This is a genomic window from Arthrobacter sp. LAPM80 (assembly GCF_046736435.1).
Classification (GTDB): domain Bacteria; phylum Actinomycetota; class Actinomycetes; order Actinomycetales; family Micrococcaceae; genus Specibacter.
On the sequence record NZ_JBCHVD010000003.1, the window covers coordinates 151333 to 166508 of the forward strand.

Genomic DNA, 15176 nt, shown 5'->3' on the forward strand with positions numbered 1-15176 from the left:
CCATTCGGACAGTCTTTTCGAGTTGGTCAGTCGACGAGGCCTGTCCGCAGGGCAGTGATGACCAGTTGTAGGCGGTCCCGGGCCTCAAACTTTCGACCCAAACGGACAAGGTGGTACTTCACGGTGGATTCCGAGAGGTATAAGGCGGAAGCGATCTCGCTGTTGCTGTGGCCTTCACACAACAACTTCAGCACCCCTTCTTCCCTGTCGGATAGTTCAACGGCGGGCTTCGGACGCGAGGCGGGCAGGCTCTTGCGCACGTCGGCAACCAGCAGGTGCGTGACGGCTGGGTCAATGGGACAGTCGCCCGCGTTGACTTCCCTGACAGCTGACACAATCCGGCCAGGCTCGGCATCCTTGACCACGTAGCCGCTGGCTCCTGCGATCAGGGCGGCCTTGAGGTAGATGTCCGAAATATGTCCCGTGACCACCAGAATCCGAATCTCGGGCAGTTCCGCGACAATCTGGCGGATGGCGGCAATGCCGTCCATGACGGGCATTTGAATGTCGATGAGCATGACATCCGGGTGGTGCTCGTGCGCGAGGCGGACGGCGTCGACGCCGTTCTCGCCTTCGCCCACCACCACCAAGTCCGTGGCTTGGGACAAATATGTCCGCAACGCCCCACGCACGAATTTTTCGTCGTCAACAATGATCACTTCGATCGGCGCCAAGGCGTCAATCAGCTCGGACACTTCCGCACTCACAGTCATGTTGACAGTCTACTGATGAACCGGGCTCAGACCGCGGGTTCCGGGATCGTGCCCGTGGGCCAGATGCCGGAAGACTTCACTGCACCGCGCTGGGGCCTGTGACCCGCGCCGAATGTGTGCATTGTCTTCATGGTTTTCTCCTTGGAACGAGCGTCGTGTGCGTTGGTTTCACGTGAGCTTCACCGCGCCCTCTTGACGCTACGGATCCACTGCCTGACTTTCAATGAATCAGGGGCAGGTCCGACCGAACGGACAGCGAATTTGGGGCTGAAATTGACTTTATTGGCCATTTGGCCAATTTTTGACCTTCGGTGGCTGCGGCCACGCCCGGATGTCCGGACCGCCGGCCGGCCATTATCAGCCAAGCGATCGTCGTCCGGTGAATGGCAAGGTGGCCCGGACAACCCACCAACCGTCCAATGGACTTGCTTCAAGGGTTCCTCCCAGCCTGGACGTCCGTTCCAGCAGTCCGGCCAGGCCCGTGCCTGACACTGGCAGCCGCGGCTTGCCCGATGTCATGCGGTTGCGGATTGTCAGTTCCACACGACTGTTCTTAATCTGCATGGAAATGTGGCATTCCGTGCCGGGACCCGAATGCTTGGCCACGTTGGTGGAACTTTCCTGCAGTATTCGCAGCAGGGTGGAGCGCAACCCCTTGGGTATGCTCTCCACGAGCCCCGATGTTTCCACCCGCGTGGGAAAGCCCAGGCCTGAGAGCCGTTGTTGCGCGTCGGCAAGGCTTTGGGCCAAATCGATTGTCGCCGAGCTTTGCTCGACGTTGGTGTCCGATACTGCTCCCGCTGGCAGGTCTTCTGTGCGCATCGTCTGGAGGAGACGGCGCAGGTCATCGAGTGAGTTCCTTGCCATCGAGCCAATTTCCGTCAGCGCATGATGCCTGTCGTCCCCGTCCTGGGAGATCGTGCCGAGGTGTGCCTGCACGGCAATCATCGTCAGCCCGTGGGTCACCACGTCATGAAGTTCCCTGGCCAGGGCCGTGCGTTGTTCAAGGGCGGCCCGCGCCGCCGTTTCCTCGGCCTCCTTTTGTAACCGTTCCACCTGCAACGCCCGCTCCCGCAGTACCTTGACGGCCAGTCCGGGTGCAACGAGCAACAAGGTGGCGGGGACGTACCCCCACAAACTTTCCGAACCCATCCTCGACACACCCAGCACCCAAGTAAACTGCCACACAAGGAAAACGCCCACGATGCCAGCCAGCACTCGCGTGGAAATCCTGTAGGATGCCACGGCGAGCGCGGAAAAGGTCAGCATGAGGATGCCGCCGGGTCGTGCCTGCGGATACATGGCCACCAACAGCAGAACAAAGAAATAAGGCGCCAGCTTCGGCCTGAAGGCAAGAGCCATCCAGACAGCCCAGTACATTACGGCGCCGGCCACTGCAAACTTGGAGAGCATCCCTTCCGGGCGCGTGAGGATGAAGAGCCGCACGTCGTCAAACGCGGACACCGTGACGAGGATGGCCAAAAGCATTGAAATCCACATCGGCATCGGCGAGATGCCCATCTTGAGGAATACCCCAAGTGTAAAGTTCCGCCGCGGCCTGGGGGCGTGGACGCCGCTTCTGCGTTTCATGACAGTACTGCCTTTCATTATCAGCACTGCCATTTCCTGCGAGCGCCATTCACCGAAGCACAAACCCCAGCCCCAGGTCGTCGTCGGAGTCAAGCGTGAACTTACCCTCCCCCACCGGGAACGCACGTCCACTGACCTCCACCACGAAACCGCCGTCGGGACCGCCAACCCGGTCAACTACACGGGCCGCAAAGCGCGAATCTATCATGGAAAAGTGCTCCAGCACCTCTCCCTCCGGTAAATCGCCGCTGTCGCAAAGCAGGGCAACGCGGGCGGCTGTGCCCGACCCGCTGGGTGACCTGTCAACCTGCCCGTCGGCAAAGACACTCACATTTCGCTGTGCCAGACCCGCCCCCTCATGCTCCACGGGCTCGTGGAAGATGATCCCGAAGATGCCTTCAAGCCGCGTGTCGCCCGGGTGGCGGGCGGCCGGATGGTCGGCCAGTCCGGCCGCCACCTGGTGACCCGCGGCAACAATCCTCGCCAGGTTTGACGGCGCGACCTCAAGTCCCGCATCAGCGGCCGGAAGCGACGCGTAGAGCGCTCCGCTCCAGGCCAGATCAACCCGCAGGAGGCCGAAGTCCGCCGTCTTGACTTCGATGTTCCTGGCAACGACGTACGAGGGCACGTTGTGATAGGCCACCTCGTGAACCTTTCCCCCGGCCATCCTTACCCTGGCGGTGACGCGACCCGAAGGAACGTCAATCACCACGTCAGTTACGCCGTCGTCCGGGGCCCGCACAAGGCCGCTGCGGACGGCCCAGGTCCCCAGCGCCATGGTCCCGTGGCCGCAAACGGTGGAGAACCCCTCACGGTGCCAGAACAATGCCCCGAAATGGGCGCCGGAATCATTGGGCGGGACCACGAACCCGCCGTACATGTCTGCATGGCCGCGCGGTTCGTTGACGAGCAGCTTGCGGATCTTGTTGGCGTCCCCGGTGATGGCATGCTCCCGGCGTTCAAGTACCGTGGCCCCTTCGATGGGGAACGGCAGGGCAGGCACGATCCGGAACGGCTCGCCCGCGGTGTGATAGTCAAAGGTCTCAATTTCCCACAATGACGATTTCACGGTCGCATCTCCTTTGGGGTTGGCAAACCATGGCTGGGGCGGGGCCCGGCCACTGCCGTCAATATGGCACGGCCCACTTGGCCTGTCAATGATCCGGCACGGCGGGCCCCGCATCATTCCGGGACCGGCGTTTGTACTTAAGTGGCTCGCGCGTCAGCAGATCACCGTGGGTTAGCGGCGGCCGCGCTTTTGTGCGCGTGCCTTGCCACCGGGGCGACCGCCGCCGCGGAGGTTCGCTCCGGAGGTCTTGCTCTTGGCCGCGGGGGTGCGGGCCGGCGTCGTGCTCTTTTTGGCACCCTTCTTCGGTGCCGCATCCTGCTTGGCCTGGACTGAAGGCTGGCGGGAGCTTTGCGCGCTTCGCCCGCGCACCACGCCGATGAATTCCTGCAGGACTGCCTCATCCTCATCAGGCAGCGGAACCATGGAATCGATCCAGGCCAGGGCGATGCTTGTCTCCTCGACGCCGTGCAGCAGCCGGGAACGCAATGTCTTGCGGCTCAGGAGGCGGCCCACTGACATGGGCAGAATCAGGATGCCAAGCCCGGCCTCGACCAGATCAAGGGCTTCCTCGATGGAGGCCATGGGCGGCAGGGGCTTGCGCGTTCCGGCCGCAATTTCGGTTGAAATGTCACGCCACTCGGGGAACTCGTCGGGATCGGCGAGGAGATACTCGTCGGCCAGATCCTCAACGTTGAGCTCGTCGAACGCCGCGATGGGGTGGTCCTTGGGCGCAACCACCACTGAAAGTTCGCTGTAGAGCGGAATCACGTGGAGTCCGGTCTTATCCACTGGCAGGCGGACGAAAGCCATGTCGACCTCACCGGCGCGCACGGCGTCCAGTTGGCGCGATTCCGGCACCGGCGTGGACACGAGGGGCACGCCGGGCATGCGCTCCTGCCAGCGGTGGATCCACTTTCCGGGGGTCACACCCGGGACAAAGGTCACTGTGAGTTCGCGGGGTTCAGACACCTATTTAGCCTAACGCACCACTTTCCCACTAAACTACCGCCCGTCCACCGGTACCCTTGATATATGAGCATCAAACCTTCCCCCCAAGCAATGAAATCCGCCACAGCGGCCAAGAAGCTGGGCATCCACCTGCCCGCCGCCCCTGTGGAATTCCAAGAGAACGCGATCAGCCGGGAGGAATTCAAGGTTTTGCAGGAAAACCCGCCGACCTGGCTGGAAGAGCTGCGCCGCAACGGACCCCACCCGCGCCCTGTCATTGCACAGAAGCTGAACATCTCCATCGGCGGCCTGAACCGTTCAGATGTCACCGAGGCACTCACGACGGCGGACATCACCGCGCTGCTGCAGGCTCCCCCCGCGTGGCTGGTTGAGGAACGCGCCGTGCACGCAAAGGCACGCGCCGAGGCCAAGCTGGCCAAGGAGCGCGAAGCCGCACGCCGGCCCAAGAGCTAGCGCTAGGCGTTAAATGACGCCGCTTGCGGGTTATGACACCGGTATAACGGTGTCATAACCCGCAAGCGGCGTCATTTTTGTCAGCGGAACCTTGCGGTTAAGGGTTGTAGAGCTGGCTGGAGCGGCTGAGCACCTGCCCCTTGAAGAACTCGGGGCTTCGCTTGTACATGATGAGCATGAGCACCACGCCGAGCAGGATCACGCCGCAGCCAAGGATGAACACCATACCCAGCCCGGCAACGTTCGAGCCGGATCCGTAGCTCGGGTCCATGGAGTCGTAGGCGGTCTTGAAGAACATGACCAGCAAGATGACACCGCCAATCAGCGGGGCAAGGAACTTAAAGACGAAGCTTCGCACGCCGCGGAATGCCTCTGCGCGGAAGTACCAGACACAGGCCAGTGCGGTGATGCCGTAGTAGAAGCAGATCATCATGCCGAGGGCGGTGATGGTGTCCCACAGGGCGTTCTCGGACAAGGTCCGGGTGACGATGTAGAAACCGGCAGCTGCGATGGCCGCTGCAATCGTCGCGTAGCCCGGGGACTTGTACGTGGGGCTGATCTTGGCAAAGCTCTTCGGCAGTGCCTTGTAGTGGCCCATCGACAGCAAGGTACGCGCCGGTGAAACAAAGGTCGACTGCAACGATGCGGCGGAGGAGCTCAGGATTGCCAGCGACATCAGGATCGCAAAGGGTCCCATGATGGGCCCGGCAAGGACGGCGAAGATGCTGGCCTGGTTCTCGGGGTTTCCGGCCCCCAGCCCCGTGGTGCCGATGCCGGCATAGGAGAGGGTGGCCAGGGACACCGTCATGTAGATCAGGACAATCACAATGACAGTGGCGGTCGCCGCACGGCCCGGGGTCTTTTTCGGGTTCTTCGTTTCCTCATTCATTGTCAAGGTCACGTCCCAGCCCCAGAAGATGAAGATGGACAGCGAGACGCCGGCGGCAAACTGGGAGAAGGATTCCACGGCGAACGGGTTGAACCAGTCGGCCTGGATGGGGGTCGCGTCAAAGGCCGAGCCGTTGGCAACGTGGGCGAAGGCGGAGATGGCAAACCAGCCCAGGACGATCAGCTGGAACGCGACGAGGATGTACTGGAACGACTTGGTGGTCTCCATGCCGCGATAGGAGATCCAGCACGCGCCTGCAATGAACACCAGTGTCGTGGCAATGTTCAACGGCAGGATCGTTGTCAGGTCAGCCAGGGACGGGTTGGAAAAGATCTGGCCCAGCATCAGGTAGAAGAAGTCCACCGCCACGGCCGCAAGGTTTGAGAGCACAATGATGGTGGCGGCGATCAGGCCCCAGCCGCCCATCCAGCCCAGCCACGGACCAAAGGCGCGCGATGCCCACGTGAAGGAAGTGCCGGCGTCGGGCATGGCATTATTCAACTCGCGGTAGCCAAGGGCCACCAGCAGCATCGGAATGAAGCCGACAAGGAAGATAGCCGGCAGGTGCACGCCGACCTCCGACACCGTGGGGCCCAGAGCGGCCGTCAGGGTGTAGGCGGGCGCGATGCAGGAAATGCCGATGACGACGGCGCCAATCAGGCCGACGGAGCCTGCCTTGAGGCCCTTCTCGCTGATGCCGTGGTCGCCGACGGCATTCTTTACTGTGTCCCGGGAAGTCATTTCGCCACCTCTGTTGGGTCCGCCGCGTCAAGGACGGGAACCTGGTTGGTTTGGAGCAGGTCGTCGTCGGTCCCCACGTAGTCGCGGGGCACAACGATCATGGGAACCGGCAGTGCGCGCAGGATGCGGTTGGCCGTGCTGCCGAGAAAGATCGAGTTTTTCTGGGCGAGCCGGCTGGATCCGATCAGCAGGATTTCGCCCTTTTTCCACGGGAGCGCGTCAACTGCGTCCTCGATGGTCCGCCCGCTGCCAACCACGACGTCGATGTCCAGTTTGTCCAGCGTGCTCGCCTCAAGCGTCTGGCTGGCTTCTGCGATGCTGCGCAGGTGTTCCTTTGCATCCGCGACCGAGGTTCCGGCGTCCTCGCTACCCAGGGCAACGAGGGAGACGAGCCGCAACGGCAGGCCGCGGCGCTTGGCCGTGGAGACTCCGACCGTGAGGACGCCCTCGGCCCCTTCCCGCGTGCCGACGGCGCACGTCAGGCGCGTGATGGGAGCTGTGCGGCTGTAGCCGGACGGTGCTAATACGACAGGAACCGGGGACGCGTGCAACAGGGCACTGGCGACAGATCCGATGCTGAAGCGCTTGAAAAGCCCCGTGCTGCTGGCACCGATGACAAGGGCGGAGGCACCGAGTTCCCCGGCTGCCTCAATCAGGACAGCGGCCTCGGATTCGCCGCGGAAAACGTGTGCCGCGGCGGGCACATCCTCGGGGATCATGGCCAGGCCATCATCCAGCCACTGGGAAACCTGCTGGGCCAGGATGCTCTCGAAGCCGGCCACCGGCGGGTAAACGCCGTTGTAGGGCGAGTCTTCCGGCAGAACCATGACAAGGTCCAAGGTGGCTCCCTGCCGGCGGGCAAGTGCCACCGCAAGGTTGACGGCATCTCCGCCACGGGCGTTTGCCGTATATCCAACTACGTAACGCATAAGGGGTCCTCCTTTAGGACGTGGTTGTCATCGCATTAATCCGGGCCGGCCGCGAACGGGCCGCCCGCTCGCGGGCCGCAGTGTTACTTCAGTTCTGCAATCAGCTTGGCGGCGGTGAACTGGCCCATGCGGACAGCCCCGTCGACGTGCTGGTAACCTTCTGCGGCCAGGTCGGAGCTTGACCAGTGGATGGGTCCGACGGGTGTGAGCTGGTCTGCGCTGTAGCGGTGCAGGCCGCCCAGGTCGTAGCTGGAGGCGTAGGCGCCGCGGGTCCATTCCTCCGAGCCCCAATCGGACTCGTAGTAGACAACGGGCTCTGCTGCGGCATCACCCAGGAAGTCTGCGAGCGATGCGGTGATTTCCTTCTTGCGCTGCTCGGCGGTGAGAGTGAAGGCGTAGTCGGCCTTTTCGTCGGAAATGAAGCCCACCAATGTGCCGCGCGGGTCCTGGTGGTTGGTGTTGTCGTAGACCTCCTGGACCAGTGAGGAAGCGCTGAAGCCTGTGCCGGAGAGCCCGTCCTCGCGCCAGAACGGGGTTTCGTACACGGCGTGGACCTTGATGACAAGGCCAAGGGACTGGTGCTGGTGCATCTGGTGTTGGCGGCGCGGCAGGGGCGGGTCGAAGGAGACGCGGCTGTACAGGTTCGGCGGGACGGCCATGACCACGCGCTTGGCGGTGACGGTTGCGCCGTCGGCAATCACTGTGACGCGGTAGCCGCCGTCGGTCTCTTCCCAGCGGATGGTGCGGGCCGGGGAGTTCAGGATGACGTCCTCGCCCAGGTCCGCGGCGATGGCGAGGGAGACGCCCTGCATGCCGCCGACAACGCGCTTATCGAGGATGAAGTTGTCATCGACAAGGTTGGAGAATGAGCCGGCGGAGGCGGCCATCAGGACGGCCTGCAGTGCCGAGAAGGCGTGGGCGGGCTTGGTGAGCATGCCGCCGGCGATGAACAGGCCGATGTTGTTGCAGGCCTCCTCGTTGCCCGACTGGCCGCGCAGCCAGTGGTGGAAGGAGATGATGTCCAGTTCGCGGGCCGCCGGGTGCTCCCACGGCTTGGCGGGGTCCATGGCGGCGGCGAGTTGATCGAGGAGGTCGATGAGCTTGGTCATCTCGGTCTGGGTGTCGGCGCTGACAGGGAACATCTCGCCGGTGTAGCGGGTGCGGGTGCCGTCGGGTGCGATGTAGACGCTGTCGCCGTCGCGGTATCGGGGGTAGGTGTCCAGGCCGAGTTCGTCGAGCAGGCCGATAAGGGCTGTCTGGTCCGGGGAGACCCACTGGCCGCCGATTTCCAGCCAGGCGCCGTCGATCGTGTTGGACCAGGTGCGCCCGCCAACGCGGTCGCGCGCCTCAACCACGGCCACGCTCAGCCCGGCCTTCTTCAGCTCACGGGCCGCTGTCAGTCCTGACGGTCCGGCACCGATGATGACGACGTCGCGGTCGATGCTGATGGGGTTTCCTGCGGATGTCATTTTTCCCTTTTCCGTGAAGCCTGCGGTGATGGGCTTCACTAAATGAATGGCGTTCATTTAGATTAGACTGTAACTGACATCACCGCCTTCCGTAAAGGGCGTGCGGAAAATCTTGCGCCCACATCGCGCCGGAAGGGGAACTGGCCTTGGCTGCAGCACTGGATGAGTTCCGCCACGTTCGACGCCGGGCGGGCCGCCCCCCGCAGGCACTGCTCAGTTCCACCCGGATCACCAAGGCGGCCCTGAAGCTTGTCAGCAAAGACGGCTACAAGGGACTGACCATGGCGGCCCTGGCAAAGTCGCTGAACGTGGCCCCGTCGGCGCTGTACAACCACGTGAGCTCAAAGCAGGACGTGCTGCTGCTGGTCGAGGACCACCTGATGGGGCGCGTTGACGTGTCGGCGTTTGGCGTTGAACCGTGGGAATCCGCAGTGCAGACCTGGGCGCATTCCTACCGGGATGTTTTTGCCGCGCACCTGCCGCTGATCCCCGTCATCGCGCTGTTGCCCGTCACGAACGCACCCGCAACCATCACCATGTACGAGGCAGTCACGAACGGTTTCCTTGCCGCGGGCTGGGCGCCGGAAGCTGTCATTGACGCCGTGGTGGCCCTCGAGTCGTTCATTTACGGGTCCGCCTATGACGCCAACGCCCCCGAGGACATCTTCGACGCCGGCACCAGGGGGCCGGAGGCACCGAACTTCAGTGCCGCCGTCGCCCGCCGCAGCAACACCGCCGGGCTCAACGACGCCGACGCGGCCTTCACCCTGGGCCTGCGGGCCATGGTGGCCGGACTTGCGGGGACCCTGGGGCCCGGCGCCTGACACGGGCGACGCCGGGTACTAGCCACACAGGGCCGCCAACCCTAGGCTGAACTCACCACCATAACTGCCTGACACCTACGACACAGGAGACCCCATGGGATTCAGCATCAGCAACGCAGCACTCCGCCTTGTTTCAGGAGCCTTCATCCTCAACTCCGGCATCGGCAAGCTTCACCTGCCCCCGGAACACGCAGCAGGACTGCAGGCCTCGGCCCAGCGTGTGATCCCTCAGGCGGGAAAGCTGACCCCTGAGCAATTCGGCCGCAGCCTGAGCGCTTCCGAGATTGCCCTCGGCGTCTTCCTGCTGACACCCTTCGTTCCCAGCCGGCTTGCAGGGCTGGCCCTTGGCGTATTTTCAGGCGGCCTCCTGGCCACCTATCTCAAGACCCCCGGCATGACTGAGCCCGGCAGTATCCGCCCGACTCCTGCAGGAACGGCCATGTCCAAGGACATCTGGCTCGCCGGGATCGCCGCCGCCCTGGTGTTCCATCGCAGGCGCCCCGCACGGATCCGCCACACCGGGCTGCCGTCGCAGAACCCGGGCTAAACCAATCCTTCGAGCGGCCACGATGGAAGCTGCCAGCAACAGTCCACAGCGCAGACCCCGACGACGGCGCCACCTGGCTTGTGCCGATGCGCTCAGCCGCCCCTATTCTCATTGACGCGGCAGGCGTGGACAGGCGCCTGTACGCAACCGCCCAGGAGCGCCCCTTGTCAACACCGCCCACCCCGGCTTCGCCCGCAGCCGCCGCCATCCTGAACCGCGACGACGTCGTGCTCCATCGGGGGCGCCTTGCACTGGTCAATGTCTCCTTGACGCCGCACGAAGCCATGGTCGCTGACCTCCTTGCAGTCCGCAGCGTCCTTGACGCATGCTCCATCGAGTACCTTTTGGTGCGCGGCAACGACCTGCGCCCCGTACTGGCTGTTGACGGCGCATCGCGGGATTCCCTTGAAAGGGCCCTGGCCGGGGAACTTGCGCTCGAGCCCTTTTATGCCCGCAGCGTCGACACAAAAAAGGAAACTGTTCTGCTGGCCGACGGGTCTTTGGCGAAGGACCCGGCGGCGCGGATCCTGCGGCTGTTCCGTCCCCGGGTGGAACCGGGCGGTGGGCTGTATTACGGGGCGGCATGGGGTGTCCAGATCGAGTTGTGGAACTTTTCCCCCACGCACATCGAGCTGCCGGTTGAGAATTCACTGACCCGGCGCAGCATCGGGCGCAGGGAGGCCGCGCGCAGCTCCGTTGAGCTTTACGGCCAGGTCTGGCCGACCATCGAGAACATGTTCATTGACCAGGTCTTTGACATCCGCTTCGAGATTGACATGGTGTTTTCCTGGGTCGACGGCAGCACGCAGGAGTACCGGACAGCACGGCGGGAACTCGAAGCCGGGGCGCTTCTGGGCGAAGGGGACGACCACGAGTCCCGCTTCAGGCACCTTGACGAGCTGAAATATTCCCTGCGTTCGGTGCACATGTTTGCCCCGTGGGTCAGGCACATCTTCATCGCCACCGACTCCCCCGCGCCGATCTGGCTGGCCGATCACCCCAGGGTCACACTGGTCCGCAGCCGGGAGCACTTTGCCGACCCTTCGGTGCTTCCCACACACAATTCCATGGCGGTGGAGTCCCAGCTGCATCACATCGAGGGCCTGTCCGAACACTTCCTCTATTCCAACGACGACATGTTTTTTGGCCGCCCGCTGGGCCCGGACTTGTTCTTCACACCAGGTGGGATCACCCGCTTCATGCTCTCCCCGACCCGCATAGGGCTCGGTGAAACCGACGCTGAACGCAGTGGTTTTGAAAACTCCGCCCGGGTGAACCGGCGGCTCTTGTGGGATCGCTTCGGCGCGTTTACGACCCACCATTTGGAGCACAGCGCAGCCCCCTTGCGGCGGTCTGTATTGGCCGAGCTGGAGCAGGAATTCGCACCCGAGTTCGCGGCGACTGCAGCCAGCACATTCAGGGCCGCAGGCAATATTTCCGTGACAAATTCCCTGTACCACTACTACGCACTGCTGACCGGACGCGCCGTCATGCACACGAATGCCAGGGGCGTCTATGTTGACACGGCCAGTACCGCCGGGCTGGCATCGCTTGAGTCGATCCTGGCCCGGCGCAACGCGGATTTCCTGTGCCTCAATGATGGGAGTTTTGGAAACGTCACCCACGATGAACGCCGTGCGGCAGTGACGGATTTCCTTGAAAGATACTTCCCGTTCAGGGCGCCCTGGGAAAAGTAGCCCCTTAGGGAGAGGCAAGTCCAAGTGCGGCAAGGATGAGCTGTTCAGGACTCTCCGCGGCTGACCCTGCCGAGCCTTCCACGGCTTCAAGGTTGCTTGCCGACACGGCGTCGAGCACCTCACTTCGGTGGATGCTGACGTCCCGCGGGGCATCAATGCCGATGCGCACGCCCTCGCCGCGGCCGCCGTCGAGGATGGTGATTGTGATGTTTCCGCCGATGACGATCTTTTCGCCAATCTTGCGTGTCAATACCAGCATGCGGTTCCTTCCATGGAGGTGCAATCGGGGGAATATTAGAGTTCGGTGGATGTCGACTGGCGGCCGTCAACCCAGCCAACAGGGATCAGGAGTTCGTTGACGGTTTCAGGGGTCGCGGTATCGGTGGCACCGACAACTGCCAGGGCGTCCGGAACCGCATAGCGGCAGGCCCGCCTGACCCAGGAAGCGGTGTCATCTGGCTTGTGGGCCGCATCCACCACCAGCCACAGCTGGTCTGGCCGGACCGATGCAAGCACCGACAGGTTCGAAGACCCGCGCTGCCCAAAACTAAATGCTATCAACAGCGGCTTCCCGGCACTTGCAGCCTGCGCCTGCGCATTCTTTACCCCGACGCTGTCGAGGAAGACGTGGCCGACGCTGCTGGAGCGGTGGTCCCCGGCAGTGAGCAGGTCGGCGCCGCCCTGGAACGAACCGGCCATGCTCCAGGCCATGTGCAACGGTTGTTCGCGCAGCCCTGCAAGGATGACAAGGTCACCCGGCCGCTGGGAAGGCCGGGGCGTGACCCGCACCATGTCGCCGGTGTCCAAGGCCGGTGCCGGGGCGAAGGCAGGGACCTCGGCAGCTGAATCATCATCCAGGCCGGACAGTGCCCCCATGATGGCGTCAAAATCGGGCTTCCGCTCGACGGCCCGTCGTGGCCTGGCCGGGCCGTCGGCGTTGTCAGCCTCGGCCAACAAGGCGCCAATTCCGCCCCTCGGCGCAGCCGCGCGGCGGGCGGTCCGGGGCGCTTGCGGACGCACGCCGGCCACCGCGCCAGCGTCGGGCTCGGGACGGCCGTCGACCTCCACGCTGACTTCAAAGGTTGTGGTTGCGCCCATGCCGAACAGCCCGCCGGTCTGGATCCGTTCGGCCCGGACGATGCGGGCGCGGGAACCGTATTTTTCGAAGAGCTGCCAGCGCAGGCTCTCCATGCTGTGGCCCCTAAGCTGAAATTGACTGGGCACTGCGTACCACTCCCACTGTGTCGATCTTTGGATTTCCATCTGTTGCCTCGGTGTAGGACAGGACCGGGAGCCCCGGCACCCGTCCGGCCACGAGCCTCCGCACCGCAGGGCGCAGGGCCGGCGCACACACCAGCACCGCCGTCCGTCCGGCAGCCTCGGCATCCGCCGCCACAGCGGCAACTGAGCCCAGCACGGCGTCGAGCTTGTTGGCGTCCATCATGATTTGCGTGCCCAGCTCCGACGGGCGCAGCCCCTCAAGCATGCCCTGCTCCAGGGCCGGGTCGATCATCAGGACGGCAAGTGTGCCGCCTTCAAGGTACTTGTCGGCGATGACGGGGCCAAGCGCGCCGCGTGCCGCCTCGATGAGCCCCTCAAGGTCGGTGCCCTTCTTGGCCTGCAGCGACAGTGACTCGTAGATGCGTGGCAGGTCGTTAATGGGAACCTGTTCGCTCAGCAAGCCCTGCAGCACGCCTTGCACCTCACCGAGCGAGAGCAGGCCGGGGACGAGTTCCTCCACCGTGGACGGCGAGACTTCCTTCACGCCCTCAGTCAGGACCCGCACGTCCTCGCGGCTGAGCAGGCGGGCAGCGTTGGCGTTGACAACGGCTGATAGGTGCGTGACCAGGACCGAAACCCTGTCCACCACGGTGGCTCCTGCCATTTCGGCGCTGTGCCGCATTTCGGCAGGCACCCATTTCCCTGCCAGCCCAAAGACGGGTTCCACCGTCGGCGTGCCCGGCAGTCCCGCAAGGTTGTCCCCCAACGCCAGCACCCGTCCTGCGGGAGCCATTCCCCGTCCGGCCTCCACTCCGGCTATGCGGATCACGTAGCTTGAGGGCGCCAGCTCAACGTGGTCGCGGGTTCGCACGGGCGGCACCACAATGCCCATCTCCATGGCAACCTTGTGCCGCAGGGCGCGGATTCGTGCCAGCAGGTCGTCAGCTGATCCGTTCACCAGGTCAACCAGGTCGGTGGCGAGTTGGATCTCCAGGGGCTGGACCCGCATTAGTTCAATGATGTCCTCGGTGGTTTCGGTCTTGGCAGCCGATGGCATGGCCTCCAAGGCCGCGGCCGTGGCAGCCTTTTGTTCCGCCGCCTTGACCCGCTGCCCCAGGAACAGCATGAGCGCCCCAACCGACAGGAACAGCAACGCTGGCATGCCGGGGATCAGCGCCATGATGATCGCCGCAATCCCGGCCACCATCAGCGCCGGCCGAGACTGCGTGAGCTGTACGGCTGCCGTCGTGCCCAGGTCAGAGGAGGCGTTGGACCTGGTGACGATCATGCCCGTGGCCACTGCCATGAGCAGCGCCGGAATCTGGGAGACGAGCCCGTCGCCCATGGACAACAGCGAATAGGTCTGGAGCGCGTCGGAGATGCCCATGCCGCGCTGGAGCATGCCAATCGCGACGCCGCCGAGGAGGTTGATGAGGATGATGATGATGCCGACAATGGCGTCACCCTTAACGAATTTCGAGGCGCCGTCCATGGAGCCGTAGAAGTCGGCCTCGGCGGACACTTCAGCGCGGCGTTCCTTGGCCTCGGCGTCGGTGATCAGGCCCGCATTGAGGTCGGCGTCGATCGCCATCTGCTTGCCCGGCATGGCGTCAAGGGTGAACCTTGCACCGACCTCGGCCACACGCTCGGCACCCTTGGTCACAACAACAAACTGGATGACAACAAGGATCAGGAAGATCACGGCACCGATGATGAGGTTGCCGCCGATCGTCACCTCGCCAAAGGCCTGGATAACCGCTCCGGCATGTGCCTGCCCCAGGACCAGCCGCGTCGAGGCAACGTTCAGGCCCAAGCGGAACAACGTAGCCACGAGCAGCAGGGACGGGAACACCGAGAAGTCCAGCGGCTTCTTCACAAACATCGTGTTCATGAGCACCAGCAGCGCAAACACAATGTTGATGATGATCAGCACATCAAGCAACAAGGTGGGTATCGGCACAACAAGGAGCAGCACAATGCCGACCACACCCATGGGGATGGCCATGCTGGATACATTGCGGTTCACGTGAGGTTCCTTAGTTCTAGAATGCGGGACGGTTGGACT

At 63.6% G+C, this 15176-nt stretch carries 14 protein-coding genes; 4 read left to right on the forward strand and 10 right to left on the reverse strand.

What is annotated here, in order from left to right:
• Window positions 1–26: 26 nt before the first annotated feature.
• The 4 genes from AAGW05_RS04840 to AAGW05_RS04855 form a co-directional block, all read right to left on the reverse strand.
• Window positions 27–713 (reverse strand): response regulator, encoded by a 687-nt coding sequence (locus AAGW05_RS04840; protein WP_411803344.1) that lies wholly within the window; start codon window positions 711–713, stop codon window positions 27–29.
• Window positions 714–1070: 357 nt separating this feature from the next.
• Window positions 1071–2303: a sensor histidine kinase gene (locus tag AAGW05_RS04845; protein WP_411803345.1), complete on the reverse strand. Its 1233-nt coding sequence runs from the start codon at window positions 2301–2303 to the stop codon at window positions 1071–1073.
• A 49-nt stretch (window positions 2304–2352) separates the two neighbouring features.
• Entirely contained in the window at window positions 2353–3372 is a 1020-nt protein-coding gene (locus tag AAGW05_RS04850) for a proline racemase family protein (protein ID WP_411803346.1), read from the reverse strand.
• Between the two features lie 171 nt (window positions 3373–3543).
• Window positions 3544–4341: a substrate-binding domain-containing protein gene (locus tag AAGW05_RS04855; protein WP_411803347.1), complete on the reverse strand. Its 798-nt coding sequence runs from the start codon at window positions 4339–4341 to the stop codon at window positions 3544–3546.
• Between the two features lie 90 nt (window positions 4342–4431).
• On the opposite strand from AAGW05_RS04855, the gene AAGW05_RS04860 reads away from it, so the two are divergent.
• Window positions 4432–4794, forward strand: a complete 363-nt coding sequence (locus tag AAGW05_RS04860) for a DUF5997 family protein (RefSeq protein WP_411803490.1) — start codon at window positions 4432–4434, stop codon at window positions 4792–4794.
• Window positions 4795–4891: 97 nt separating this feature from the next.
• Here AAGW05_RS04860 and AAGW05_RS04865 read toward each other — a convergent pair whose 3' ends face one another.
• From AAGW05_RS04865 to AAGW05_RS04875, 3 genes are all read right to left on the reverse strand, one after another.
• On the reverse strand, window positions 4892–6424 hold the full coding sequence (locus AAGW05_RS04865) for an APC family permease (RefSeq protein WP_411803349.1): 1533 nt from the start codon (window positions 6422–6424) through the stop codon (window positions 4892–4894).
• Window positions 6421–7353: a universal stress protein gene (locus AAGW05_RS04870; protein WP_411803350.1), complete on the reverse strand. Its 933-nt coding sequence runs from the start codon at window positions 7351–7353 to the stop codon at window positions 6421–6423. The genes AAGW05_RS04865 and AAGW05_RS04870 overlap by 4 nt, the downstream gene beginning before the upstream one ends.
• Window positions 7354–7436: 83 nt before the next feature.
• The gene (locus AAGW05_RS04875) at window positions 7437–8822 is read right to left on the reverse strand and encodes a flavin monoamine oxidase family protein (protein WP_411803491.1); all 1386 of its coding nucleotides are present in this window, start codon (window positions 8820–8822) and stop codon (window positions 7437–7439) included.
• A gap of 146 nt (window positions 8823–8968) precedes the next feature.
• Here AAGW05_RS04875 and AAGW05_RS04880 point away from each other — a divergent pair, with 146 nt between their 5' ends.
• From AAGW05_RS04880 to AAGW05_RS04890, 3 genes are all read left to right on the forward strand, one after another.
• Window positions 8969–9646 carry a TetR/AcrR family transcriptional regulator gene (locus tag AAGW05_RS04880; RefSeq protein WP_411803351.1) on the forward strand — a complete coding sequence of 226 codons (678 nt, stop codon included), beginning with the start codon at window positions 8969–8971 and terminating at the stop codon, window positions 9644–9646.
• 94 nt (window positions 9647–9740) lie between these two features.
• Window positions 9741–10193, forward strand: a complete 453-nt coding sequence (locus AAGW05_RS04885; RefSeq protein ID WP_411803352.1) for a hypothetical protein — start codon at window positions 9741–9743, stop codon at window positions 10191–10193.
• Window positions 10194–10279: 86 nt separating this feature from the next.
• A complete protein-coding gene (locus AAGW05_RS04890; protein ID WP_411803353.1) occupies window positions 10280–11890 on the forward strand; it encodes a stealth conserved region 3 domain-containing protein in 1611 nt (536 codons plus the stop codon).
• Between the two features lie 4 nt (window positions 11891–11894).
• On the opposite strand, the gene AAGW05_RS04895 is transcribed toward AAGW05_RS04890, so the two are convergent.
• Genes AAGW05_RS04895 through AAGW05_RS04905 form a run of 3 tightly spaced genes read right to left on the reverse strand, consistent with a single transcriptional unit; the run spans window position 11895 to window position 15116 of the window.
• Complete coding sequence (locus AAGW05_RS04895; RefSeq protein ID WP_411803354.1) at window positions 11895–12149, reverse strand: carbon storage regulator; 255 nt, start codon at window positions 12147–12149, stop codon at window positions 11895–11897.
• A 35-nt stretch (window positions 12150–12184) separates the two neighbouring features.
• Complete coding sequence (locus tag AAGW05_RS04900) at window positions 12185–13081, reverse strand: hypothetical protein (RefSeq protein WP_411803355.1); 897 nt, start codon at window positions 13079–13081, stop codon at window positions 12185–12187.
• Between the two features lie 10 nt (window positions 13082–13091).
• On the reverse strand, window positions 13092–15116 hold the full coding sequence (locus AAGW05_RS04905) for a flagellar biosynthesis protein FlhA (protein WP_411803492.1): 2025 nt from the start codon (window positions 15114–15116) through the stop codon (window positions 13092–13094).
• Between the last annotated feature and the right edge of the window lie 60 nt (window positions 15117–15176).

Coding starts and splice junctions, on each gene's coding strand:
- AAGW05_RS04840 (WP_411803344.1), bottom strand. CDS start 713: ATGACTGTGAGTGCGGAAGTGTCCGAGCTGATTGACGCCTTGGCGCCG.
- AAGW05_RS04845 (WP_411803345.1), bottom strand. CDS start 2,303: ATGAAACGCAGAAGCGGCGTCCACGCCCCCAGGCCGCGGCGGAACTTT.
- AAGW05_RS04860 (WP_411803490.1), top strand. CDS start 4,432: ATGAAATCCGCCACAGCGGCCAAGAAGCTGGGCATCCACCTGCCCGCC.
- AAGW05_RS04865 (WP_411803349.1), bottom strand. CDS start 6,424: ATGACTTCCCGGGACACAGTAAAGAATGCCGTCGGCGACCACGGCATC.
- AAGW05_RS04870 (WP_411803350.1), bottom strand. CDS start 7,353: ATGCGTTACGTAGTTGGATATACGGCAAACGCCCGTGGCGGAGATGCC.
- AAGW05_RS04875 (WP_411803491.1), bottom strand. CDS start 8,822: ATGACATCCGCAGGAAACCCCATCAGCATCGACCGCGACGTCGTCATC.
- AAGW05_RS04885 (WP_411803352.1), top strand. CDS start 9,741: ATGGGATTCAGCATCAGCAACGCAGCACTCCGCCTTGTTTCAGGAGCC.
- AAGW05_RS04890 (WP_411803353.1), top strand. CDS start 10,280: ATGCGCTCAGCCGCCCCTATTCTCATTGACGCGGCAGGCGTGGACAGG.
- AAGW05_RS04895 (WP_411803354.1), bottom strand. CDS start 12,149: ATGCTGGTATTGACACGCAAGATTGGCGAAAAGATCGTCATCGGCGGA.
- AAGW05_RS04900 (WP_411803355.1), bottom strand. CDS start 13,081: ATGGAGAGCCTGCGCTGGCAGCTCTTCGAAAAATACGGTTCCCGCGCC.
- AAGW05_RS04905 (WP_411803492.1), bottom strand. CDS start 15,116: ATGGCCATCCCCATGGGTGTGGTCGGCATTGTGCTGCTCCTTGTTGTG.